Below are 26,236 nucleotides of genomic sequence, written 5' to 3' on the forward strand. Positions count from 1 at the left end.
TCTATTTTATTCTTTAGTTAAATAATGTTTTACAGGTATGTGTTTCGTTAAGCCTGACACCTTTTTCAGTGTGCTTAACTGTTATAATTTCGCTATGAGCATCATGCTCTAAAAACAAATAGTAATTATTGTCTGCGGCCAAATTCAAAAATAACTCTTTTTCGTCTAAAGTAAGTAAGGGCCTTGTATCATATCCCATGACAAATGGCAATGGTAAATGACCTGCAGTTGGCAGTAAATCTGCCATAAAACAGATCGTCTTTCCTTTGTATTGTATCATAGGAATCATTTGTTTGTCTGTGTGGCCATTAGCAAAGAAAATATCAAAGCCTAATTCTGAATTTCTTAAAATATGTTGTTCTGGAACAGATGTAAACTTCAATTGCCCACTGTCTTCCATCGGTAAAATATTTTCTTTTAAAAACGAAGCAATTTCACGTCGATTAGGTTCTGTTGCCCATTTCCAATGGTCTTTATTACTCCAAAAATATGCATTCTTAAAAGCGGGTTCGTAACCTGTTTTATCCTTGTTCCATTGAATGCTACCTCCACAATGGTCAAAATGAAGATGCGTCATAAATACATCTGTAATGTCATCTCTGTGAAAACCGTAAGACGCCAATGATTTGTCTATACTGTCATTTCCCCAAAGAAAATAGTAGCCGTAGAACTTATCACTTTGTTTATTGCCCATTCCCGTATCGATTAAAATAAGACGATTTCCATCTTCAATTAACAAACAACGTGCCGCAATATCAATCATATTGTTGTTGTCTGCAGGATTAGTTCTTGTCCACAATGATTTTGGAACCACACCAAACATAGCTCCACCATCGAGCTTAAAGTTTCCGGCATTAATAGGGTATAGTTGCATTAGCAAAATTTTTCAAAGTCGTGCAAATTACTAAAAGGTTTAAAACTAATTGTTGTTAGTCATCATTAATTACAGGATTTTTAACAAATACAATATATACAGTATTAAACTCACTATAAAATAATTACATTTATGTAAAGATAAATTGAACTACATATGAAACAAGAAAAAAAATCATCGTTAAAATTTAAGAAAATGAAATTACTGAGGTTTGGACGTGATTTTAATCCAGACCAAAAAGTTATTTTGAGAGATTATTTAGCAATTGAACGCACGCGTCTGGCAAACGAACGCACACTTTTATCTTATGTAAGATCGTCATTATATTTATTACTTGGGAGTATTGCTCTATATCAACTTAAAGAGTTTGCTAATTTCCAATATTTAGCACTTACCGCTATGGTATTTTGTATTGTGTTTTTTATCATTGGTGTTTACAGGTTTACAATATTAAAAAGAAGTTTAAAAACGCTTTATTATAATGTTGAATCACAGGATAATGACAAATAATTTTACCAGCAATACATTTTTGTTTTAACAAAATTGAATAATACCCAAACTAAACAATAAAATACAATCTTGCTTTTATTAATTAGTTATTGTGTTTCGGGAGTTAGTATGTTTTTAAAAACGAAAACCATAAAACCCTTAACCGCACTCTAAAAATTATATTTATTTAGTATTTTCACGAAAAAAGTAGATAGATGTTAGAATTAGCAGGAATCATAATCTTAGGAATATTAGCACAATGGGTGGCTTGGAAATTTAAAATTCCGGCTATTTTACCTTTAATCTTAATTGGACTTTTGGTTGGACCTATTGCTTCAGAGTTTTTAAGCGAAGACGGAACCAAGTGGATAGAACCCATTTGGAACGAGGAGCTAAAGAAAGGGCTTTTTCCGGGTGAAGCTTTATACTATTTTGTTTCACTTGCCATTAGTATTATTCTTTTTGAAGGAGGTTTAACTCTAAAGCGTTCAGAAATAAAAAATGTTGGCCCTGTTATTACAAAACTTATTACCCTAGGTTCTGCTGTTACATTTTTTGGTGCAGGTATTGTTGCACACTATATTTTTGAACTTAGTTGGGACTTGTCATTTTTGTTTTCGGGACTTATCATTGTTACCGGACCTACTGTAATAACACCAATTTTAAGAAACATTCCGTTAAAAAAAGACATTTCTGCCGTATTAAAATGGGAGGGTATTCTAATTGATCCAATTGGCGCTTTAGTTGCCGTATTGGTATTTGAGTTTATTAGCGTTGGCGGTGACAGTGGCTTTACCAAAACAGCACTTATAGAGTTTGGTAAAATTGTACTTTTCGGAACCACATTTGGATTTACGTTTGCACATGCGTTGGCTTTTGCTATCAACAAAAAATTGATACCTCACTACTTGCTAAATGTCGTCTCATTATCGGTTGTTCTTTTGGTTTTTGTTGAGTCAGAAATTTTTGCACATGAGTCTGGCTTATTAGCAGTTGTAGTAATGGGAATGGTTTTAGGAAACAGTAAACTAGACAACCTAAAAGAACTGCTATATTTCAAAGAATCTTTAAGCGTTTTACTCATTTCTATTTTATTTATTTTGCTAGCCGCAAACATAAATATAGAGGATTTAATGCTACTTTATACATGGAAAACAGCTGCCCTTTTTGCGATTGTAGTATTTGTTATTAGACCTTTAGCGGTATTTATAAGCACTAACGGTTCTAAACTGAATCTTAATGAAAAACTTTTTATTAGTTGGGTTGGTCCTAGAGGTATAGTGGCTGCAGGTATCGCTTCACTTTTTGGAAGCAAACTACTTAAGCAAGGAGTAGAAGGCGCGGAATATATTACACCTTTGGTTTTTATGATAGTTCTTGGAACCGTTTTATTAAATGCAACCACAGCGCGTTTATTTGCTAAAATGGTTGGGGTGTTTTTGACCAAATCTAATGGTATATTAATAGTAGGCGCCTCTAAAGTATCTCGCTTACTAGGTCATTATCTTGAATCTAATGGCAGACATGTCGTTCTTATAGACAGTAACCAAAATAATATTGATAAAGCGAAAGAACTTGGAATTGAGGCTTTAAGTACTAATATATATTCTGAAACACTATCAGATAATATCGAATTGAATGATGTTGGTTATTTAATGGCAATGACAGGTAATTCTGATATTAACAAATACACTATTAATAAATTTAGCAAGCAATTTGGTGAAAATGGTTCATTTAGATTGGTTACAACAAACGAAATGAATAATCCTGAAGATATTCCAAAAGAGGGGCTGTTTTCTCATAGTGGCGATTACTTAACATTAAATGAAGTAGCCCGAAAATTTCCTTCAATACAAGAAATAGAAATTGACGATAAAGCTCACTACAAAAACCTAATAGAAATAACCAATAATGATAAGGATATGGTTCCATTATTTCTAAAAGATAGTGAGGGTGAATTACACATTATTTCATCAAATAATACTGATTCTGATGAAATAGGTGAGGGATACAAGTTGGTTTATTTAGGAAAACCCTTTGATGTTGAAGAGGTTGCGGGTGATCATGAATAGAACATTGAGAGAAGTTTTATTTAAAACCCCTCTCAATGTTCGGTGATTAAATGTTTTAGTTATTTTTTACCAAGATTAAAAATTAAGGATAGGGTTAGTAGATTATTTTTATTAATTAAAAAGTTGGTAAAGTCGTTTTTAAACTCACCTCCGCTTTCAGGTTTAAATGTCCAACGATTATGCGCCACTAGGTTTGTCTCTAGTGCTAAAGACCACCGTGTTGATAACATCAATTGAAATCCAACTATAACAGCCAAAGTAATTCTAGTAAAATCTGTTGTGAGACTGTTAAACTTTTCGCTTCCAAAGCCATAGCCACCAAGAAGACCATAGATTAAGCGAATTTCGTTAAGTCGCGAAATGGTATGAAACATTAAGAATTTTAGTTGTAAATCAACCAAGCTTTGTGTCGTGTCACCAATGCTTAAACCGTTATATGTTAGGCCCAATGACGCATATAATGCCGAGCGTTGAAACTGTCTTAATTTGTAATAATAGGCAGCGTGTAAGCACCATAAAGTTTCGTCTTCACCAAGGCCAAGGCCAGCTCCTATTGCCAACATTTGCATAGCAAATATAATGTCTTCTGGTTTTTGTTCTTCATAAGCTATTAAGCTTAATTCTGGCTTGTTTTCTGTGAAGAATTTAAAATCGTCTAGAATATAACCTGTCTCTACATTGGTAAAATCTTCAGCTTTAATCTCTTTTTGATTGAGATTTAAATCATTAAAAAATTCAGACTGGGCGTTTAATTGCATGAAAAAGCACAGAAAAACAGTACTTATTACATAAGAGAATTTTGTTTTCATATTATTTATGTTTTTGGTTGCATTTAATTTTTTATCAATTTTCTAATAACTTCGATTCCATCAACGGAGATACCTTTTACAAGGTAAATAGCCTTTGGTAATGCTATAATAGAAATGGAATACCCTTTAGAATTTAATATTTTTCTACCTTTTAAATCATAAACCTCTATGGAGGTAATCCGTTCATCAGAAAAAGAAACTAAATCTGTTGATGGGTTGGGATAAATGAATGTAGACTGACTGTTTTGACTTATGTCTTCTGTATCTAACAAAAGACTTGAAATATCTATGCCGTTTTTTATTAGAAGACCGTAATTTGTTAATATAGACAGTACAATAGTTGTTGAGCTGGTTTGAAGGGCTTCAATTTTTCGGATTGATAAATCATCTGGAAGATCATTCGTTAATTTTGCACCTAAGACTTCAATAGTCTCAATTGTTGAGGGGTTATTAGAATCTGGCCTAACGATCTCTGCGCCTATAGTTTTTTCTGATTCTTGAAACTGAATAAACGCCATTAAAGCATTAGCTATATTGGCTCCCTGCGAAGTTGTTATTTCGATTGAGCTTGCTTCAATTTCATCAACAAGTATTGGACAAATATCTTCAACAGCATTACCAAACGCATCTAACGTTATAAAGACTGCTTCGGTAATATCATTAATTATAAAAAAACCAAAATCATCATCTGCATTTGAGGGCATGTCTAATGGTATTGGGTCAACTATTGGGTCTGTAGCAAGTGCAACAGGCATTACAAAAGGAGATGTTGCTGTTGACGATGCATGAGGGATAACATTTATAACTTTTCCTGTTGCTGGTGGCTCTGCAGATGACACAGCTAAGACCCTAAAATTTGGAACCTGCAATCCAGATTTAGCACCAAAAGAAGTGTTTTTAGTTAAATCTCTATCTTCAGTTAATATTTGCTCAGGTGCCGAACATGTTGCATTAGGAATGTCACAAATCGTTTTATAAACTAAATAATTAAAAGCAGCGTCGAAACCCTTATGAACAAGAGTTAGTATTCCATTATCAGAATCACTAACATTTGCTTTTTTAGTAACTATAGCATTATAATTAGGTAGATTGTGATTTAAAGCCGTTGTATTATTACTTTCATCAAAAACTAGCCATCCCGTGCTGTTTTCGACAATAAATTGATTGTTATCACTAACAATACTTCTTAGATAATTACCTGTTGATGGTGTAAGTGTTGTGGCTGTTGAAAACGCCCCATTGAAATTCATGGGGTCAATTTCCGTATAATGAAAATCAAATGTTCTAGTAAAGCCTACATCTATATTGCCATTCATTTTTTACGAATTGAAAAATCACTTATTACATTAGAGTTTACAGCAACAGGAGCATTTAAATAATTAATATTTGAATTGGTGCAGCTTTCGGTTGAGGGTGTAAATTCGACTAATTTCCCGATGTCTGGAATACTAGAAAAAATTATAGGCGCAGCGTATACTTTACCGTTTCCTCCAAAAGCTGTTGCTGAATACACATTTTCGTTTAGACAATTAGCGTCATCTTCTCTATAATTTGTCCATGTATTAGTGCTTAAGTCAACAACCGAAAGTCCAAAAAAATAAGTGCTAGGCGCAGAAGTATTTACGAGTAAATCACTTGTGGTTTCGTTTACTGAAATTTCATGTGCTTGGTAAGGAAGTCCATTAATTGGGTTTAATTCTTGATACGAATTCCAAACGCCCGAACTGCTTAAGGTATTTATTCCTTGAAAACTCCCAATGTATAACGCGTCGTTCATATCCACATATAAAGAGAGTAGAAAATCAGAGAAAAGGTCTGAATTAGAGGGGGTGTGATTTATCCATGTATCTGTAGATTTATCTAATTCCCACAATCCATTTGTATCACTAGCAAAATACGCTTTTGTACCTGTATTATTCTCAACGATATCTTGTGGTCTAAAAGAGGTGGCTTCCTCAACTTCGAAAGCACCATTAATAAACATTTGATACCCTAAAGCATCCTCTTTGTAGATATAAAGTGAACCATCTTTAGCATATTCCACTTGGAGAGGTAAAAAAGCACTTGTTGACTCTCCTATGGTTAAATTAGAATTATCATAACTATAAGTTATGACAGAGGCTCCATCATAAACACCAATACCATCATTTAAAGTAAAGGCGATATTATTACTTGTTGGATCTAAAGCAAGACTTTTAACTTTTCCAACAGCAGGGTCTTGACTTGTTAGGTTTAAAAAATCTGTAACAGAGTTTGTTGAGGTATTATATTTAATATATCCAATATCAGTTGCAAGATGTAGCTCATCTGTATTAACATCATCAGGTGTTATTTTGGTAATTTCACTGGGCTTAGTATATAAATACCAGCCATCGGTTTGTGTGAAAGCATTTATAGTGCAAAAAAACGCTAATAGCGTAAGTAATTTTGTTTTCATCGAAAAATAATTTTGAATTAATAGCTTCAATGAAGTTACACTCTAAATCAATGTATTAGCTTAAAATGTGATAACTGACACAAAAAACAACATGTTTAACTGTAATAATTACCCAAGATTGTTTTTAAAGATGCGAGATAATGGAATATTTATATCTGGCTGGAGAATAACGTTAGACCTATTTATGGAAGAAACAAAGTTTTTGTTGATAATATAGGAGCGGTGCACTTTTACAAAATTTGGCGGTAGTATTTCTAAAATAGCTTTTATTTTATTTCGGTCAATGATTCTCTTTTTATCAGTGACAAATTCTAAATAATTACCATCAGATTTAATGTATTTTAATTCTTTTAAGTAGACCTTGGTTTTATTGTTTAGTATAACAGCAATTTCCTCAACCTTCTTTGCGATATGAGCTTTTTCTAGCTCCACTTCCTTAATGCGTTTTTGAGATTGAAAAAAGCGTCTTCCAAGCCATACGGTAATTAACGAAGAGACCAGGGCGACAATAAACCATCTCCACCTTAAGGTTTCTTGCTTATATATTTCCAACTCATTTTTCTGATTATCTTTTTGAAGTTTTATTATTTTATTAGCTTGTTTTTGGTTTTCAAATTTTGCTGTGATTTCCGCTATCCGTTCATTTTGCTTGAATTCAGCTATAGAATCACTTATTGACTTATAATTATTGGAATGAAAAAGAGCTTCTTTGAAATCTTGTTTAGCCTCATAAGATTTTGATAAAAAATATTCTATTTCTGCAATTTGGTTTCTTTTCTTATTTCCTTCTTTTGCTTTCTTTAAATTTACAATGGCGTTCTCGAAATCACCAACACTATAATAACATTGACCAATTAGGAAATAGGTCTTGTTTAAATTGGTTAAAAAATTAAGGTTCTTTTTTATTTTGATTGAGTTCTTAAAATGACCTATCGCTTCGGAATAACGCTTTTCATCCATTAGCGATTGCCCAAGGTTATATAAAACAATAGACTTTAACTTTTCGTTATCTCCATTTTCAAGCTCTTTAAGCATTTTTAATGACTCAGTTGTTTTTTCGGCGGACGTCATTCCTCTACCACTTGAATCGACGCTGTGTTTTTTGTTGTTATTGCCAGTAACTTTCAGAGAAGCATCAAAGAAATAGTCTGCAAGCTTTAGTTTACCTAATTTTTCGTAAATCACTCCAATTTGCAAATAAGATTTAGCTAGCCCCTTTTTATTATTTGCTGTTTTATAGAATTCTACGCCGTAGAAGTAATATTCTAATGCCTTATCAAACTCTTCTTTTATGTCATAGATAGCCGCTTGATTATAGTTTGTATTGCCATTAAGAACACCATTGAGCTTGTCTTGACTATCAAAATTAAATTGCAATAATGCTTGCGCTTCGGTTATTTTATCTACTGATATAAGATAGAATGAATAATAATAGCCAGTTGCCCCAATGAGAAAGGTGTCTTTTTCTCTCTTAGCAAGGTCATACGCTTTTTGGGAATAATAAATAGCACTATCTTGATTTTTAGCACCACTCTTAATTGCCTTTTGGATAAAAGAATCAATTACTTTATGATCAGTTTGTGCATTTAGAATGCAAGAAATAAAGAAGCAAACGAAAAATAAATAGCCACTATTTTTCATACTTAAAAGTACAAAAAATATAGAAATCTATTCTTTAGTTAAATATTGACAACTTAATCATTCAACTTCAAAACAGCCATAAATGCTTGTTGAGGTATTTCAACATTACCTACTTGTCGCATACGTTTTTTGCCTTTTTTCTGCTTTTCAAGTAGCTTACGTTTACGGGATATATCACCACCATAACATTTAGCGGTTACATCTTTACGAAGTGCCTTTACAGTTTCACGAGAAATAATTTTGGCTCCAATCGCGGCTTGTATTGGAATATCAAATTGTTGTCTCGGAATTAACTCCTTTAACTTTTCACACATTTTTTTACCAATATGTTGCGCATTATCTGCGTGAATTAAAGCTGAAAGTGCATCAACAGGTTGGGCATTTAATAAGACATCTAGCCTAACTAATTTAGAAACCTTCATGCCGATTGGCGAATAATCAAAAGACGCATACCCTTTTGATACTGTTTTTAAGCGATCATAAAAATCAAAAACAATTTCAGCCAATGGCATTTCAAATATTAACTCAACGCGTTCTGTTGTTAAATACGTCTGGTTAATGATCATACCGCGTTTTTCTATACAAAGGCTCATAACATTACCCACAAAATCGGCTTTTGTAATAATAGTCGCTTTTATATAAGGTTCTTCAACTCTATTAACAGTTGTAGGCTCAGGTAAATCACTAGGATTATTAACTTCAAAAGCAACATCTGGTTCTTTATTAGTATAAGCATGATATGATACATTGGGAACGGTTGTAATGACCGTCATATCAAATTCGCGCTCTAAGCGCTCTTGTATAATTTCCATGTGTAACATACCTAAGAAACCACAACGAAACCCGAAACCTAAAGCCGCAGAGCTTTCAGGAGTAAATACCAAAGAGGCATCATTTAATTGAAGTTTTTCCATTGAGTTTCTTAGCTCTTCGTAATCTTCTGTATCTACAGGATAAATACCAGCAAATACCATAGGTTTTACATCTTCAAAACCTTCGACGATATTTGTTGTCGGATTAGCAAAATCAGTAATAGTATCACCAACCTTAACTTCTTTAGCGGTTTTTATACCAGTGATTAAATACCCAACATCTCCTGCTTTTACACTTTGTTTAGGAACCTGATTCAATTTTAATGTACCCACCTCGTCAGCAAAGTATTCTTTATCGGTTGCTACGAATTTAATTTTCTGCCCTTTTTTAATTTCTCCATTAAAGACTCTAAAGTAGGTTTCAATACCTCTAAAAGTATTATAAACAGAATCGAATATCAGAGCTTGGAGTGGCTCATCAACATTTCCTTCAGGAGCAGGAATACGCTCAATTATAGCTTTTAAAATATTATCTACACCAAATCCTGTTTTCCCACTAGCATGAATCACCTCTTCGGGATCACAACCCAATAAATCTACAATATCGTCAGTAACTTCTTCTGGATTTGCACTTGGTAAATCCACCTTATTCAATACAGGAATAATCTCTAAATCATTTTCTAAAGCCAAGTACAAATTAGAAATGGTTTGCGCCTGTATACTTTGAGCAGCATCAACAATCAATAAAGCGCCTTCACAAGCAGCAATAGATCGCGATACTTCATAAGAGAAATCTACGTGACCTGGAGTATCAATAAGATTAAGCACATATTTTTCACCTTCAAACTCATAATCCATTTGAATGGCATGTGATTTTATGGTAATGCCACGCTCACGCTCCAAGTCCATACTATCTAAAAGTTGGTCTTGTTTTTCACGCGCAGTTACAGAACCTGTATAATCTAATAAGCGATCTGCAAGTGTACTTTTTCCGTGGTCTATGTGTGCAATAATGCAAAAATTGCGGATATTCTTCATTTATCTTTATCTAAGGCAACATTTAAGACTGCAAATATAATTGATTTCTTGTGCTTTGTGGTATCAAAAATCATAATTAAACCTTGATGAATTACGGTAAAACCACAAGAAAAAGTAAAAAACAATCTTTATATTGCGATACAAACCAAACTAATGATTGTTCGCCTACGATATTGTTTAAGCGTGTTTTTTTTTACACTGTGCTTTACTGTATTTGCTCAAGATTTCTCCATTTCAGGAAAAGTTGTTGATGCAAACGGTAGTCCTATTGAGTTTGCGAATGTGATTATCTCGGTCGAAAATGAAGAAGAGTTTTTTAAAGGTACTTCAACAGACGAAAGAGGCATTTTTAAGCTAGAGGACTTAACTTCTACCACCTATTTTATTAGAATAAGCTATATTGGTTATGAGGAGTTTGAACAAAAAGTCGTATTAAATGGAACTCTGAACTTAAAAACAATTCAGCTTCATGAGATTCCTGAAAGTTTAAACGAAGTTACTGTAATTGCCAAGAAGCCTACAACAACGCGTAAACCAGATCGATTAATTTTCAATATAGAAAATACGGCTTTGACTGAAGGTTCTACACTTAGTGTTTTAAAAAGTACTCCTGGAGTTATAGTTTCTGAAGGAAGCATAAATATAAAAAGTGCACCAGCAGCTGTTTACATAAACAATAGAAGGGTTCAATTAACTAATGATGAGTTAATGCAACTACTCGAAAGTTCACCAGCCAATAGTATTAAGTCTATTGAAGTCATTACAAACCCTCCAGCAAGCTATGATGCGGATAGTGGTTCTGTTATTAATATTATAATGAGCAAAAACTTAACAACAGGTTATCGCGGAAGTGTGCAAACTAATTATACGCAAGGTGTTTTTCCTAGATATAATGCCGCAACAAGTCATTATTTTAAAAATAATAAAGTCAATCTTAATTTAAATTATAGTTACACCAACAAAAAGATCAATAGAGATCAGGATGACACGGTTAATTTTTTAGGTAATGCAAATGAAATAGATCAAATATGGAAATCAAATGTTAATAGGAACACATGGTCCGAAACTCATAATGTTAATCTTAATTTCGATTATTACCTAGATGATAAAAACACATTGAGCCTTACCAGTACTGGTCTGTATACACCATACTTTAAATATCAAATAAGAAACAATACTGATATTTTTGACGAAAATTTAGTTTTTCAAGAGCGTTTTACAGCAGACAACTTATCAAGGGATAACAAATACAATATTGGAACAGACCTTATTTATAGACACGATTTTGAAAACAAAGCCAGTCTTTCTTTTAATGCACACTACACAATTTACGATTATGAGCGCGACCAGAAAGTGCTTCAGGACGAATCAGGAGAAGTTAATGATTCAGAATTCAAAACCTTGGCTAATCAAAACACCAATATCATCACCGGAAAGGTAGATTATAGTTTGCCGATAGATGAAACCTCTAATTTTGATGCTGGTGTAAAATACTCTAATGTTAAAACCGATAGCGATATCACAAGATTAGATATTGTTGGTGGTGCAGAAGTTTTAAACACAGAAAACACAGATGCTTTTAAATATGATGAAAAGGTTTTTGCAGCTTACAGTAATTATAGCAAATCTTGGGACAAATGGGATTTAAACCTTGGGTTGAGAGCTGAACAAACTAATATCGAAGGAGAATCTTTAACGTTGAGTGAAACGAACACACAAGATTATCTAAACTGGTTTCCTAATGCGAGTATATCACACCAAATAGTTGAAGATGTAAGTTTATACGCAAGCTACAAACGGAGTATTACAAGGCCTAGTTATACAGATTTAAACCCGTTTACATTTTTCTTAAATGAAAATACAATTGTTTTAGGTAACCCTAACCTAATACCAACATACTTGGATCATTATAAAATAGGAACGAACTTTTTAGAACATTTCACCGTAGAGGCTTATTACATAAATTATGATGGCGACATTGTAGAGTTACCTCGTCAAAACAATTCAACTAATGTTATAGCTTACACACCTACCAATCTAGATAAAAAAACGGAGTATGGTTTTGACTTTTCGTTTGAGTATTCTCCTACCCAAAGCTGGTACTTGTATGCAGTGACATCATTTTATAATATCACTGAAGAGTCGGATTTTGGCGAAGGATTTGTAGAGCAAAGCCAGTGGTCCAACTATAGTATTTTACAGAATAGCCTGTTGCTTTTAGAAGATAATAGTTTAAATATTAACTTAACTTTATATTGGGTTGGTAAAAATCTTCAACAATTTCAAACTGTTAAAGATCGTCTGGTGTCGGAGCTGAGTATATCGAAATCAATTTTTAATAAAAAAGGAGTTATTTCTCTAGCTGTTGAAGACATTTTCAATAAACACGATTATGATTCTTCAATAAATTATTTAAATCAATCTAGCAGAAGTTTTGTTGATGCCGATAATCGCTACATAAAACTAGGTTTCCGTTACAACTTCGGTAACACCAAACTAAATACTAACGAGCGTACTACAGACGCTGAAGAAAGAGAAAGATTAAAAGACTTGAATTAATCTTGCCATTCAGCAATAAAGAGATTTGTATCTCTACCACCACCATTATTACGGTTAGAAGAAAACGCTAAATACTTACCATTATTAGAAAACACAGGAAAGGCATCAAAAGTTTCTCCGTGTGTAACACGTTTTAAATTTTTACCATCAATATCGATTAAGTATAAATTAAAGGGAAAACCACGTTCAGCTTCAAAATTAGAAGAGAATAAAATCTTTTCACCAGAAGGATGAAAAAATGGACTCCAATTGGCATTTCCTAAGTCAGTTAGCTGTCTTAGATCAGACCCATCTGCATTACAAATATATAATTCCATTTCGGTTGGTTCTACTAAGCCTTCAGCCAACAGGTCTTTATATTCTTTTATTTCTTGTTCTGTTTTTGGTCGAGATGAGCGAAAGATTAATTTAGTACCATCTGGCGAAAAGAACGCTCCTCCATCGTAACCCAACTCATTGGTGATTTGTTTTACATCAGAGCCGTCAATATTCATGGTATATAGTTCTAAATCACCACTACGTGTAGAGGTGAAAACAATCTTATCTCCTTTTGGTGAAACGGTTGGTTCAGCATCATAACCGATTTCATTGGTTAATTGTTTAACAACATTACCCTCTAAATCAGCTACAAAAATATCGTAACTATCATAGATTGGCCAAATGTATTTCCCGTTTTTTCTAAGTGGGGTTTCAGGACATTCATCTTGCTTTAAGTGCGTAGATGCATAAATAATGTGTTTGTTGTCTGGTAAAAAATAAGCGCAAGTGGTTCTGCCTTTTCCCGTACTTAGCATTGGTGGAGCAATGCTATCCGTAAAGGTTTCATTAGCGTTCATTAAAAACATTTGGTCACAACCCACATTCCATTTTTCGTTATTAGATTGAAATACTAATTGTTTATCATCAAAACTCCAGTAAGCCTCAGCATTATCTCCGCCAAAAGTGACTTGTCTAATAGATTTAAAGTGGGTTTCTTCAGGGTAAATTAAAGAATCATTTGTATTACTTATTTCTGTTTTAGCTTCAGGATTTAAAGCCTCTTTTTTCTCATTTTTACAAGAAAAAAACATAATCAAAAGGACCAAAACAACAGCTAATCTATTCATGATAAAGAATTATAATAAATGGCATTTAATGCCTAATTTTGTGCAAAAATAGCATTTAGTCATGAAATGAGCTCTATTATTTGTTTTATAATGACTGAAATAATTAATAGCGAATTCCATTTTACAGATTTAATTAAAAATATATTTCAAAATGAAAAAATTGATGTTTTTATTCGTTTTAGTGGCGTTTCTATCATGTAAAAACGAAGCAAAAGTTGCCGAGAATAAAATAAAAGAAGATGTGGTCTTTTTAGCAGATGATAAATTAGAGGGACGCCAAACAGGAACACAAGGTGAAATTTTAGCTTCAGAATATCTTATAAAACGATTTGAAACTATTGGGTTAGAACCAAAAGGAACAGAGGGGTATTTACAATCATTTTCCTTTAAACCAAAAACCGATCCTCATAGCGAAGTTGAGTTTACAACCAATGCAGATAGCACCATTACAGGAAATAATGTGATAGGTTTTATTGACAATAATGTAAAAACAACAATAGTTATTGGGGCGCATTATGACCATTTGGGTTATGGCGGTGAAGGTTCTTTGTATCGTGAAAAAGATAAAGCAGTGCATAATGGCGCAGATGATAACGCAAGTGGAGTTGCGGTTTTATTGAATCTTGCTAGCCGATTAAAAATTAAAAACGATCAATCCGAAATTAAGGACAAGAACAACTATTTATTCATGGCATTTTCTGGTGAGGAAATGGGATTATTGGGCTCTAATTATTTTTCCAAAAACCCAACTATAAAAACAGAATCAATCAACTATATGATAAATATGGATATGGTTGGGAGAATGAAGAAAGATAGCACACTGGCAGTTTATGGCACTGGTACATCACCAATGTTTAAACAAACGCTAAAGTCTAATAACGATAAATTTAAACTCGTTGAAAACGAAAGTGGAGTTGGACCAAGTGACCACACATCGTTTTACTTAATTGATATTCCGGTTTTGCATTTTTTTACTGGGCAGCATGAAGATTATCACAAACCAGGTGACGACTCAGATAAATTGAATTACGAAGGAATGAATTTGATTTCTGATTACATCTATAATATTATTTCTGACCTAGATGACAATGGTGAATTGGCATTCAGAAAAACTAAAAACGAAAGCGAAGAAACACCACGCTTTAAGGTGGGCCTTGGAGTAGTTCCTGATTATTTGTTTGATGGAAAAGGCATGCGTATTGATGGTACAAGAGAAGACACACCAGCGTTTGCGGCAGGACTTAAAAAAGGAGATGTTGTCGTTAAATTGGGAGATAGCACAGTAACTGATATGATGAGTTATATGAGGGCTTTATCTGTTTTTGATAAAGGTGATAAAGCTGCAATTACAGTTAAACGAGGTGATAAGACCATAGACACCCAAGTACAGTTTTAAAACAAAGTAATTTAAATTGTATCTTTACAATAAAAAATTGCCAAGCTTTAAAATGAAAAAGATAGTCGCTCTTTTCTGTTTGTTTAGCGCGTTTATAATATTTACTTGCGATAACGAGCCCTATGAAGATGGACTTGAAGAACTAAACACGAATACAAACTGTGATGCCCAGACAATAACGTCAAATGCAGAAAGTGTTTATAACCTAGACCCTTCAATTGTACAAACATGTATCGCATATAGAACTGCGTTGGAAAATCAAATTGCCGAATGTGGTGATGTAGATGGAAGCTTACAACTCATTGTGGATGATCTAGGACATTGTGGGCTTATTTCAGCAGAGCTATTAAAGGTAACCGTTGGGGATTTTAATATTGTTTTTACAACACAAATTATAACTTTTGAAAACGGTATCATTACCACAGAAGGCGTAAGCTCCGGTGGACATTACGAAATCTTTTTTCAAGTATCGGAAGGAGATGTCGGTCTAGATTCTTTTCAAAATTTTAAGATTAGAATTAATGACACCTATTATTTTCCCGCATATCCTGGTAATAATAATTTTACATCTAACACTTTAATTAGTACCAATAATTCTTTTAACGCCACATTTTACGGAACTGCTGCAAGCGTCAATGGAATTGAATTGACATTAACCCAAGGCATAGTAGATGTTAATTATTAGTATGGCCATGTAATTAGTAACTTATGACAACTAAGAACAAACTTTTTGTTCAAAAAATTCATCTAATCATTTCGGTTGTCATCGTAATGCCTGTTGCATTTATTTATGGTTTTGACCCAGGCTCTCAGTTTAATATAGAATTAAATACTGTTGATGAGCAAAATCAGTTTAAAGCAATAATGGGCTTGTATATTGGGTTTTCTGTTTTGTGGATTTCAGGTATTATTAGAACTAAATATTTAAGATTAGCCCTAATAACTAATCTTATTTTTATGTTAGGCTTAGGCTTTGGTAGATTATTGAGTTTGTTTATAGATGGTGTACCAACTTTTGGATATCAATTTGGAACTTTTGCTGAGTTATTTCTTGGTTTTTATGGGCTTTGGGTTCTAAATAGTAAATATTTTAAAAAGCCGTAATTTTGTATCAAATTTTAAGACTTGGTTAAAATAGGCGACATAGAATTACCAGACTTCCCATTACTCCTGGCACCAATGGAAGATGTAAGTGATCCACCATTTCGAGCTTTGTGCAAGGAGCAAGGAGCAGATGTGGTTTATACTGAGTTTGTGAGTAGTGAAGGTTTAATTCGTAATGCAGCAAAAAGCGTTATGAAGTTAGACATATACGAAAAAGAACGACCAGTTGGTATTCAGATTTTTGGAGCCAATATGGAAAGTATGTTACAAACTATTGATATTGTAGAGAAGTCAAATCCAGATATTATTGACATCAATTTTGGTTGCCCTGTTAAGAAAGTTGTTTCTAAAGGTGCTGGAGCAGGAATCCTAAAGGATATCTGCCTCATGGAAAAACTGACAGCCGAAATGGTAAAACGAACTCATCTTCCAGTAACAGTAAAAACCAGATTGGGTTGGGATCATGATTCTATAAGAATTGTTGAGGTTGCAGAGCGATTGCAAGATGTGGGCTGTAAAGCTATTGCTATACACGGAAGAACTAGAGCTCAGATGTACAAAGGTGATGCGGATTGGAAACCTATTGCTGAAGTAAAGAACAATCCGCGAATGCATATTCCTGTGTTCGGAAATGGCGACATCAATTCACCAGAAAGAGCAGTTGAAATGAGAGACAGCTATGGTCTGGATGGTGCCATGATTGGTAGAGCAACCATCGGTAATCCGTGGTTTTTTAAACAAGTGAAGCACTTTTTTAATACAGGGGAACACTTGGCACCAATTTCTTTAGCAGAGCGTGTTGAAGCTGCAAGACGCCATTTACAAATGGCAATTGACTGGAAAGGTGAAATTCTTGGTGTTTTTGAAACCAGAAGGCATTACACCAATTATTTTAAAGGAATCCCTCATTTTAAAGAATACCGAATGAAAATGGTAACTAGTGATGATTCTAAAGATGTGTTTGCCGCTTTTGAAGAGGTTTTAGAAAAATTTTCTGACCACCAATTTACAGTTTAAGACTGTATTAATTGTCTTGTAATACGTTGTGACGCAATTCTAGAAGCAATAATTCCGAGCGCAAAAATAGTGGCTAAGACCACAAGAACATTTATAAATTTCAATCGTACAGGATAGGCTAAATCGGGTGTTAACATCACCAAATCAAAAGATTGCTGTAAAAGCACAATTAGTAATCCAATAGTAACTCCAATTAGACCACTTACAATAGTCATTAAACTGCCTTGTAAAAAGAAAATAGACTTTATAGATTTAGTCTCTGTACCTAAATTAAAAAGCGTATTAAGTGATTTCTTTTTATCTAAAATCATCATAATAATAGCACCAATAACATTAAATAGGGCTATGATAATAACTAAGGTGAAAATGAGGTAGATGGCAAGGTTTTCAGTATTCAACATTTTGAACAAAGCATCATTAAGCTGCTCTCTATTCTTTATTATAAATTTATTTGGGAAAGCGGTCTCTAAAGCTGTTCTTGTTTCAGACTCATCATAATCAGGAAGTAGCTTTAATTCTAAAGCACTCAACTGATTTTCTTTGTAATTTAATAATGATTTTGCCAGGTTAATATCTGCATAAACATACTCATTGTTTAATTCTTCATTAATATTAAAGAGCCCAACATTATTAACATAAGCTGAATTATAATAACCTTTTGGTGTGCTAGCCTGACCTTTTCCCGGTTTAGGGACGTAAATAGATAGCGGTTTTAAATAATCTAAAATCCCAAAGGATAAATTATAAGAAATTCCAGAGCCAGAAACCACATCATTACTGTTTGGGCTTATCCAATTCCCTTGTCTTATCATGGAATCAATATTGGTAACTTTTAAATAGTTTGAATCGACACCTTTAAGGGTCGCCAAAAGATTCTTGTTTTCAGTTTTTAGGATAACACGTTCTTCTATTATTTTAGAGTAAGAGGCAATTCCATTTATGGAATTCAACTTAGACACGTCATCTTCAGAAAAACCAAAGGATTTACCCTCTTTAGGAATTAACTTTAAGTCGGGATCAACAAAAGATGAAAACTGAAGACTGTAATCTTTCAATCCGGCAAAAACTGATAAAACAATAAATAGTGCTGCTGACGCAATGATCACTCCTCCAGAAGCAATAAGGGTCATAATATTTATAGCATTATTACTGCTTTTAGAAAACAGGTAACGTTTTGCTATGTATAAAGGAAAATTCACTTAGGATTTTTTGCGCTTACCAAGTAAATCTGGATTTTCGAGAGGGTTATCTTCTCCTTTAAGAGAGCGCTCAATGCCATCTATATATTCTAAAGAGTCATCAATAAAAAATTCTAGTTGAGGCATTCTTCTTAACTGATGACGCGTGCGTTGTGCTAATTCGTGTCGTATTAACGGCTTATTCGATTTAATACCTTCTAGCAAAGGCTCTGCTTCTTTATTTGGAAAAATACTTAAGTAAACTTTAGCCATAGACAAGTCTACCGTAACACTAACTTTAGAAACTGATATTATCACGCCTTTAAGCCCACCCTCCGAAGCGGCACGCTGTAAAACATCTACCAAATCTTGTTGTAGTATACCTGCTATTTTTTTCTGTCTATTACTTTCCATAATGCAAAAGTAGAAGATATTTGAGGATTATCTTATTTTATCTAACAAAAATCATGATTTATAATTATAAGAATCCCGATATTACGGACACAAAATAAAGTTTTAATGAGAAAAATTGAACACATAGGTATTGCTGTAAAAGATATTGAGAAATCTAATCAGCTTTTTGCTAGTTTATTCGGAAAGGAACATTATAAAATTGAAGATGTAAAAAGCGAAGGAGTAAAAACTTCTTTTTTTAAATGTGGACCAAATAAAATTGAATTACTTCAAGCTACTAATAAAAATAGCCCTATAGCTAAGTTTATAGAGAAAAAAGGAGAGGGTATTCACCATATTGCTTTCGCTGTCGATAATATTGAAAAGGAAATTGAAAGGCTGACCAAAGAAGGTTTTGAAATGATTCATAAAGCACCTAAAAAGGGCGCTGACAATAAGTTAATTGCTTTTTTGCATCCAAAATCTTCAAATGGAGTTTTGGTTGAACTATGTCAAGAGATAGATAAGTAAATTGAATTATTTTTCTTGTGGAGTTTTAAAATATGTAGTAATATTGCACTCGCTTTAGAAATATAGTGATTGACGAAAGTCAATAGGTCCCATAGCTCAGTTGGTTAGAGCACCTGACTCATAATCAGGTGGTCCTTGGTTCGAGCCCAAGTGGGACCACTTTTTACAACACTTGAAGCTCTGATTATCAAATAGATATTTGGGGCTTTTTTTGTTGAGCTAAACTACATATTAAAACTTCTCTCGGAAGTCTTACTGTCATTGACCTGACGGAAATCGGATTTATATATTAAAATAAAATCAAAGTGATTTTGTGATCTTGCTTTAGTAAAATTTTAGCTCAACTATAAGTTAATATATCCTTTTGTCTAATAAGTTTTCAAAGGTTTCCGTTTTCGGCAATTGATGTGTATAACGTCAGCAAAAATTGAACTTGATGTAACTGTTGTTGAACAGATATCGACTGCCCCATTAGTTTCGGTAACAGTAAGTGTAACTGTGTTTGTTAAGTTTAATAGGGTTAGTTTTCTTTTGTACACATATGACACAAGGTTTATGACCACTTTGTATATACCTTACATGGAACAACTAGTACTGCCATTTTATAAAATTTAAAGATTTAATCTTTTTTAAACAAAAATACCACACTGATTATTAATCTGATTTTCTAAAGGTTCGTATTTATTAAGAGATGTTCAACGACTATTTATTATTCTTCAAATATTCTGATGGACTCATGCCAGTATAGTTTTTAAATATTCGAGTAAAAGAAGATGCATTTGTATAGCCCACAGAATTAGCCAATGCCTCAATCGAGTATTTTTTAAATACAGGGTTCTCGTTTAATTGTTTTATTAAAAACCTAATACGGAAATCATTTAAATATTGTTTAAAAGTTAGCTTTTTTTGTTCATTAATAATTCTAGACAAATAAGAAGTGTTTGTGTTAAGCAGTTTAGCTAAAGTATTAAGACTAAAATCTTGATCTGTGAAAACAGAAGAGTTTTCTAGATTATTTAAACCATCTAATATTCTTTTTGTGGTTTCGTCATCAATAATAACGTTTTGTTTCTTTTTATTTGGAATATGCCTTTCAATAGATTTTTGGTGACGTTTCTTTCTATTACCAATAGCCATAACTAATAACAATGTCCCACAAAAGATAGATAGAAGCGATAATCCTATTTTTTTCTTATAATCACTCTTTTTAAGAGATTTGATAATTGTTTGTTTGGCTTCAATGAGATTTGGGGTTGTATATTTATTATTTATATTTTTTATTAAATAAGTAAAATCTTTATTTAAAATACTGTCAGTGACTAAAAGTTTGTTAATATAATATAATTGATTTTTTAGATCATTTTTTTCTTTATAATGATTGTACATCAAAGTGTAATTTTCACTAATTGCAGCGTCAAAATAGTTTTTAGATGTTGAAATTGAATCTATGTTTTCAAAGTTCTTCATAGCAAGATTAATCTTATTTTGTTTTAAATAATTTTTCCCTTCATAAAGATTCATTAAGACATTTATGTTATTACCAAATTCTCGTTTTTTATTATATGCTCTAAGCTTAATTATAGTATCTAAACTAGACATATAATCCGCTTTTTCAAAATAGGCCATAGCTGTAGATAGTAATAGCTTATCGTATACAATGCTATCATGCGTTTTTATACTAAGTGGTATTGCTCTTTTAGCAATTAGTAATGCAGAATCTGGTTTTTTTAAAAAATTGTAGTTGTTTGCAGTAGCCCATGATAGGTTAATAAGTTCTCTTGCATAATACTCTTTATGAGCATTTAACTTATAATAAGATACAACATCTTTTAAGATGTCAAGGCTTGATTGGTAATCTCCAACTTTAGTTTTTAACCTTGATATTAAATATTTGATTTCATATAATTGATCTTTATTGTCATTAGCTTTGGCGTAAAAGTTCGCTTTATGTAATTCAAGAAATGCTTCTTTAAAACGGCCATAAATTCCGTAAGCATTTGCCCTATAAATATAAGTCTTAGCGGGTTGCGTATAATTATAGTAGTCTTGAGTAATGGAAATTATAGAATCCGTGTATAACAAATCACGATTTGATTTTCTAGACGATATCAACATGTAATAACCATCGACGATTTTTGATGTATCCTTTTCTCTTTTTGCTTTTGATAAAAAGGCCTCTGCATAGTTATATTTTCCTATAGTCTCATTGAGACCTATATTCTGAAATTTCTTTTTAAGAGTTTCAAAGTTCTGGTTGTGAATTTGCTTTATTTGTTCTTTTTCCTCTTTAATTATTGTTTGTGTAAATAATGAATTGTTAAAAGAAAGGATACTAAATATTAAAATTTTCAGTAGTGAATTATTCATTCTTAATGGTGATACATAATTTTATATCATAGCTTTTTTCTTTCATAAAGTTAGGAAACATTATTATCAAAAAACTTATCTAGTTGTTAAAATAAAAATCAATATCGCAATAATTAATATCCATTTTATAAAATGTAGAGACTAGTTCTGATTTATTATCTCTGTGTTTTCCTTATTACTATAGTTTTGATTTATTTTACATACAAATGTATTATTACAAGACTTAACTAAATAAAAAACTCAAACCAATCTATCATGAAAAAAATTGTTTTATTAGCACTACTTGTTTTGCCTTTTTTAAATTTTGGACAAACTCAAATAGGACCAGACTTTGATGGAATAGGAGATAACGATCGATTAGGACGCAGTATAAGCTTGTCTTTTGATGGTACAATTATGGCAGTAAGCTCTAGATTTGGTGCAGATGGAACTAGTCGAGGGCAAGTGAAAATTTATGAAAACCAATCAGGAAGTTGGATGCAAATTGGGCAAAGTATTGATGGAGAAGCAGAAAATGATTTGTCTGGGTCCGCAGTGAGTTTAAATGATAGTGGTGATATTATTGCAATTAGTGCAATTGGAAATGATGATAATGGTAGTGGGTCTGGACATGTACGAGTATATCAATACAATGGTATCGATGCTTGGACTCAAATAGGACAAGATATTGACGGGGAAGCAGCGGGAGATCTTTCAGGAGGGAGTATTTCTTTATCGTCAAATGGTACAGTTGTAGCAATTGGTGCAAGATTAAATGAAAATGATAAAGGCCACGTTCGTGTATATAATTACAATGGCGTTGATGCGTGGACACAAATAGGAGAAGATATTGATGGTATTACTGATTTTGATCAGTTTGGATGGTCTACCAGTCTATCCTCTAATGGTAATGTGATAGCAATTGGTGCCCCAAGGAGTTTTTCTACATCTGGGTCTGTTAGAGTATTTAGAAATATTGACGACGACTGGGTTTTAATAAGTAGTGGAATTATTAGAGAACAATCTATGGATGAATTTGGATTCTCAGTTAGTTTATCTTCTGATGGAAATATAATAGCCGTTGGAGCTAGACTGAATGATGGTAATGGAAGTAATTCTGGTCATGTAAGAATTTTTGAGAATGTAAATGGTTCTGTTTGGAGTCAGGTAGGTCAAGATATTGATGGAGAAGCAGCAGGAGACCAATCAGGATATTCGGTAAATCTATCATCTGATGGTAATATTGTAGCCATAAGTGCTAGCAGAAATAATGGAGGTGGTACAGTATCTGGACATGTACGTTTATATATGTATGATGGAATAAGCTCTTGGACACAAATAGGTGAAGATATAGATGGTGAAAATTCAGGCGACTTTTCAACTACGATTTCTCTATCAGGTGATGGAAGTGCTATTGCATACAGTTCAACATTAAATGATGGAAATGGTACTGATGCGGGTCATGTCAGAGTTTATGACCTTAATACTATAATATGTACCGATTTAACTCTAAACGCAGCAGTAATGCCAACACCACATGATGGAGCGAGTAGCATAGCTCTTGGGACAAATAATTCTATAAATTTTTCATGGGAAAACGGTACAGATGATATTGTAACTTCTCATGTACTAAATATTGGAACAACAAATCCTCCGATAGAATTTGAATTTGTAAACTTTGTCAATGGAGATGCTTTAGATAACTTTGCCAATAACACTACTTATTATTGGTCAGTTGACGCTACAAACTGTGCAGGCACTACAATTGGTGATATTTGGAGTTTTACTACAGGTGAGACATTATCCGTCGATAATAATGAAATTGAGCAAATCAAAGTTTACCCAAATCCAACTACAGATATTTTATATATTAAAACCTCTTTAGAGATAAACCGTATTGAAATCTATGATTTATTAGAGAAAAATATCAAAAACTTCACGAAGACAAACAATAGCTCAATTGACATATCTCAACTGAAAGCTGGGGTCTATCTAATGAAAGTTAGTTCTAATGATAAATCGAGAACGTTTAAAATCACTAAGCAATAATAACAAAAAACTAAAACTTCACACATGAAAAAAATATTCGTAATTATTTTATGCATCTTCAGTTTTGTGGTTTATTCTCAAAAGGAGCAAGAGAAAAAAAATCAATATTTTTTTATTCACAACAATACAATTCTTACCGAGAAACAGGTAAACGAGTACATTTGTAAAGGGCTTGTAAAAAGTATGAAACAAGGAGTTCCAAAAGAAAAGCGAAAAGAATATGAAAAGCTACTTGGTGATGAATTTTATAGCATACATGATCATAATATATTGACTATAGTTTTATTTACAAAAGAAGAAGATATTGAAAATGCTATTCCTCCAGATATTTTAGAAATTAGAAATGATGACAATATAAAGCCATTAATACTTGAAAAGGGGAGGTATATTCTATTTATCAAATGAGAGAATGGTAAAACTCAAAAGATTGAAATTAAAGTATAGCAAAATACTTTTAGATGCTTAAACTACTGTAGCAATTGAAAAAATAAATATGAATAAATTTGTCACACTTTTAATCATCTTATTACTAACATCTTGTAATAAGCAGATAGAGCAAAATAACGGTATTTCATTACTTGAAAACCTAACACCACAAATAGACAGTTTAATGCAAATACACAAGCTAACTGGTTTGAGTGTTTCAGTGATAGAAGATTCCAAAATACTATGGTATAAAGAATACGGTTATAAAGAAAATGGAACTGAAGAATTAATTGACGAAAATACCGCATACTCAACAGCTTCACTATCTAAAGCAATTACGGCTACAACTGCTTTAATTCTTGAAGAATCTGGAAAAATAGATATTGATGCACCGGTAAAGAATTACCTTCAAAGATGGCAACTTCCCGAGTCAAAATATTTGGAAAAAACAGATGTAACTATACGTCATTTATTATCACATACCGCGGGAACAACACATGACGGTTATGCCGATTTTTATGGAAATGATATCGTCCCAACCATTGTACAGTGTTTAAATGGTGAATTACTGCCAAGAACCAACGAGCCTATAGATTTTGTTTTTGAACCTGGTACCGACGTTTTATATAGTGGCGGTGGATTTGTAATTGTTCAATTAGCCATAGAAGATGCGTTGAATAAACCTTTTCAAGATATTGTAGCTGAAACACTTTTTAAACCTTTGCACATGAAAAATACAACCATGATTCAACCCAATCAAGAGGGGTTTTTAAGCAATGTGGCTAAAGTGCATAATGCTAATCAAGAGGTGATTAGAACAGGTCTTCCAATTTGTCCTCAATTAGGACCATCTGGTATGTGGAGTAATCCTAAAGATTTAGCATTATTTGCTATTGAAACGCAAAAAGCCTTAAATGCTAAGCCTACAGAAGTTATCAGCGCAAATGTTGCACAAGAACTATCTAAAATTGTTACTTACAAATATTTAGGTGGAGGAGCCTTAGGTTGGCACCGCACATATGCCTTTGGTAATATAGAGTGGTTAACTATCATGGGGCAAAATACAGGAGTTGGTGGTGAGATGAATATATCTATGGAAGGCGGAAAAGGGATTGTAATACTGGCTAATGGAGAAAGTCAAAACAGACAATCTGTACTTAATTTTATACGCACACAGGTTATTGAACAGTTGAAGTGGAAAACAGAAATTGAAGCTAAAGCAATGCCTTTAGATAGAGCATTCATCAATGCTGTCAAAGGGTCTTATCTAGATTTTTTGTTCGGTGATTTTGACAAAACGGTTTCAATTATTGAAGAAAACGGACAACTATATATGTCTTCTAATATTATAAAATTATTAACGGGAAGTGAAAAAAATAAAATGACGCATGTAGGAAATCATGTCTTTAAAATAGAAGAATATCCCAACTATGTCGCTTTTACTCAAAATGGCGGAAAGATAGAAGCCATAAAAGTATATCGCAACATTGACGAGGCTGAAGAAAGCAAATGGGTAATACCTATAGAAACCCTAAAAACTCTGAAAGTACGTATAACGGAGGCGTTTTCTGGTTCCGATTTTGAGGTGTCAAAACAATTGTATTTAGCTATTAAAAGCCAAGAGGTAAATCACGATTTTTCAAATAGTTTATTAGATGTAGGGGTGCAATTTTATAGTACAAATCAATTAGAAAAAGCCTTACAAATATTCAATTTTAACATACAAGAAAATCCAAATAATCCTAACTCTTATCTGGTTCTAGCAGAAGTAAATGAACGGATTGGGAATACTAAAGAAACCATAAAGTATTATGAAAAAACATTAGCCTTAGTTATGGATATAGATGATCGAAAAGAAATTCAATCTAAAATTGAAATGCTGAGTCAAAAATGAATCATGAGAATAAAATAAATTATCAAGTTCCAAGATAGTACTCATGGAAAAAAGTAACATTAAAA

Annotated in this window: 21 protein-coding genes and 1 tRNA gene; 12 read left to right on the top strand and 10 right to left on the bottom strand. The window is 32.8% G+C overall.

Annotated elements, in window-relative coordinates; genetic code table 11:
• Positions 1–13 precede the first annotated feature (13 nt).
• The gene (locus Q0822_RS05810) at positions 14–874 is read right to left on the bottom strand and encodes an MBL fold metallo-hydrolase (protein ID WP_299121341.1); all 861 of its coding nucleotides are present in this window, start codon (positions 872–874) and stop codon (positions 14–16) included.
• A 156-nt stretch (positions 875–1,030) separates the two neighbouring features.
• Here Q0822_RS05810 and Q0822_RS05815 point away from each other — a divergent pair, with 156 nt between their 5' ends.
• The gene (locus Q0822_RS05815) at positions 1,031–1,384 is read left to right on the top strand and encodes a DUF202 domain-containing protein (RefSeq protein WP_299121344.1); all 354 of its coding nucleotides are present in this window, start codon (positions 1,031–1,033) and stop codon (positions 1,382–1,384) included.
• 194 nt (positions 1,385–1,578) lie between these two features.
• A complete protein-coding gene (locus Q0822_RS05820; protein ID WP_299121346.1) occupies positions 1,579–3,435 on the top strand; it encodes a sodium:proton antiporter in 1,857 nt (618 codons plus the stop codon).
• A 59-nt stretch (positions 3,436–3,494) separates the two neighbouring features.
• Here Q0822_RS05820 and Q0822_RS05825 read toward each other — a convergent pair whose 3' ends face one another.
• The 5 genes from Q0822_RS05825 to lepA all read right to left on the bottom strand — a co-directional run bounded on the left by Q0822_RS05825 (position 3,495) and on the right by lepA (position 10,172).
• Positions 3,495–4,244, bottom strand: coding sequence for a hypothetical protein (locus tag Q0822_RS05825; RefSeq protein WP_299121348.1), 750 nt, complete (start codon positions 4,242–4,244; stop codon positions 3,495–3,497).
• 23 nt (positions 4,245–4,267) lie between these two features.
• Complete coding sequence (locus tag Q0822_RS05830; RefSeq protein ID WP_299121352.1) at positions 4,268–5,560, bottom strand: T9SS type A sorting domain-containing protein; 1,293 nt, start codon at positions 5,558–5,560, stop codon at positions 4,268–4,270.
• A complete protein-coding gene (locus Q0822_RS05835) occupies positions 5,557–6,681 on the bottom strand; it encodes a hypothetical protein (protein ID WP_299121354.1) in 1,125 nt (374 codons plus the stop codon). The genes Q0822_RS05830 and Q0822_RS05835 overlap by 4 nt, the downstream gene beginning before the upstream one ends.
• Positions 6,682–6,789: 108 nt before the next feature.
• Entirely contained in the window at positions 6,790–8,322 is a 1,533-nt protein-coding gene (locus Q0822_RS05840; protein WP_299121357.1) for a LytTR family transcriptional regulator, read from the bottom strand.
• A gap of 53 nt (positions 8,323–8,375) precedes the next feature.
• Entirely contained in the window at positions 8,376–10,172 is a 1,797-nt protein-coding gene (gene lepA / locus Q0822_RS05845; RefSeq protein ID WP_299121358.1) for a translation elongation factor 4, read from the bottom strand.
• A 183-nt stretch (positions 10,173–10,355) separates the two neighbouring features.
• Here lepA and Q0822_RS05850 point away from each other — a divergent pair, with 183 nt between their 5' ends.
• Positions 10,356–12,731, top strand: coding sequence for a TonB-dependent receptor (locus Q0822_RS05850; protein WP_299121361.1), 2,376 nt, complete (start codon positions 10,356–10,358; stop codon positions 12,729–12,731).
• On the opposite strand, the gene Q0822_RS05855 is transcribed toward Q0822_RS05850, so the two are convergent.
• Complete coding sequence (locus Q0822_RS05855; protein ID WP_299121363.1) at positions 12,728–13,837, bottom strand: hypothetical protein; 1,110 nt, start codon at positions 13,835–13,837, stop codon at positions 12,728–12,730. The two genes, Q0822_RS05850 and Q0822_RS05855, sit on opposite strands and share 4 nt — an antisense overlap.
• Positions 13,838–13,988: 151 nt before the next feature.
• Here Q0822_RS05855 and Q0822_RS05860 point away from each other — a divergent pair, with 151 nt between their 5' ends.
• Genes Q0822_RS05860 through dusB form a run of 4 tightly spaced genes read left to right on the top strand, consistent with a single transcriptional unit; the run spans position 13,989 to position 17,354 of the window.
• Positions 13,989–15,233 carry a M28 family peptidase gene (locus tag Q0822_RS05860; protein WP_299121365.1) on the top strand — a complete coding sequence of 415 codons (1,245 nt, stop codon included), beginning with the start codon at positions 13,989–13,991 and terminating at the stop codon, positions 15,231–15,233.
• Between the two features lie 52 nt (positions 15,234–15,285).
• Positions 15,286–15,918, top strand: a complete 633-nt coding sequence (locus Q0822_RS05865) for a hypothetical protein (protein WP_299121368.1) — start codon at positions 15,286–15,288, stop codon at positions 15,916–15,918.
• Between the two features lie 23 nt (positions 15,919–15,941).
• Positions 15,942–16,337, top strand: a complete 396-nt coding sequence (locus Q0822_RS05870; RefSeq protein WP_299121371.1) for a DUF4345 domain-containing protein — start codon at positions 15,942–15,944, stop codon at positions 16,335–16,337.
• Between the two features lie 21 nt (positions 16,338–16,358).
• A complete protein-coding gene (gene dusB, locus Q0822_RS05875; protein ID WP_299121373.1) occupies positions 16,359–17,354 on the top strand; it encodes a tRNA dihydrouridine synthase DusB in 996 nt (331 codons plus the stop codon).
• On the opposite strand, the gene Q0822_RS05880 is transcribed toward dusB, so the two are convergent.
• Positions 17,351–18,553 carry an ABC transporter permease gene (locus Q0822_RS05880; protein WP_299121374.1) on the bottom strand — a complete coding sequence of 401 codons (1,203 nt, stop codon included), beginning with the start codon at positions 18,551–18,553 and terminating at the stop codon, positions 17,351–17,353. The two genes, dusB and Q0822_RS05880, sit on opposite strands and share 4 nt — an antisense overlap.
• A complete protein-coding gene (gene rbfA / locus Q0822_RS05885; RefSeq protein WP_299121378.1) occupies positions 18,554–18,946 on the bottom strand; it encodes a 30S ribosome-binding factor RbfA in 393 nt (130 codons plus the stop codon).
• Between the two features lie 105 nt (positions 18,947–19,051).
• Here rbfA and mce point away from each other — a divergent pair, with 105 nt between their 5' ends.
• Both mce and Q0822_RS05895 read left to right on the top strand, forming a co-directional pair.
• Positions 19,052–19,456 (top strand): methylmalonyl-CoA epimerase, encoded by a 405-nt coding sequence (gene mce / locus Q0822_RS05890; RefSeq protein WP_299121380.1) that lies wholly within the window; start codon positions 19,052–19,054, stop codon positions 19,454–19,456.
• A gap of 85 nt (positions 19,457–19,541) precedes the next feature.
• A tRNA-Ile gene (locus Q0822_RS05895) sits at positions 19,542–19,615 on the top strand.
• A gap of 543 nt (positions 19,616–20,158) precedes the next feature.
• On the opposite strand, the gene Q0822_RS05900 is transcribed toward Q0822_RS05895, so the two are convergent.
• On the bottom strand, positions 20,159–21,823 hold the full coding sequence (locus tag Q0822_RS05900; RefSeq protein ID WP_299121383.1) for a helix-turn-helix domain-containing protein: 1,665 nt from the start codon (positions 21,821–21,823) through the stop codon (positions 20,159–20,161).
• A gap of 255 nt (positions 21,824–22,078) precedes the next feature.
• Between Q0822_RS05900 and Q0822_RS05905 the strand changes: the two genes are divergently transcribed.
• The 3 genes from Q0822_RS05905 to Q0822_RS05915 all read left to right on the top strand — a co-directional run bounded on the left by Q0822_RS05905 (position 22,079) and on the right by Q0822_RS05915 (position 26,171).
• Positions 22,079–23,851 (top strand): T9SS type A sorting domain-containing protein, encoded by a 1,773-nt coding sequence (locus Q0822_RS05905; RefSeq protein WP_299121386.1) that lies wholly within the window; start codon positions 22,079–22,081, stop codon positions 23,849–23,851.
• Between the two features lie 24 nt (positions 23,852–23,875).
• Positions 23,876–24,256 carry a hypothetical protein gene (locus Q0822_RS05910; RefSeq protein WP_299121389.1) on the top strand — a complete coding sequence of 127 codons (381 nt, stop codon included), beginning with the start codon at positions 23,876–23,878 and terminating at the stop codon, positions 24,254–24,256.
• Between the two features lie 88 nt (positions 24,257–24,344).
• Positions 24,345–26,171, top strand: coding sequence for a serine hydrolase (locus Q0822_RS05915; RefSeq protein WP_299121391.1), 1,827 nt, complete (start codon positions 24,345–24,347; stop codon positions 26,169–26,171).
• The last annotated feature ends 65 nt before the right edge of the window (positions 26,172–26,236 follow it).

It is taken from the genome of uncultured Winogradskyella sp. (genome assembly GCF_947496485.1).
Taxonomy (GTDB): Bacteria; Bacteroidota; Bacteroidia; order Flavobacteriales; family Flavobacteriaceae; genus Winogradskyella.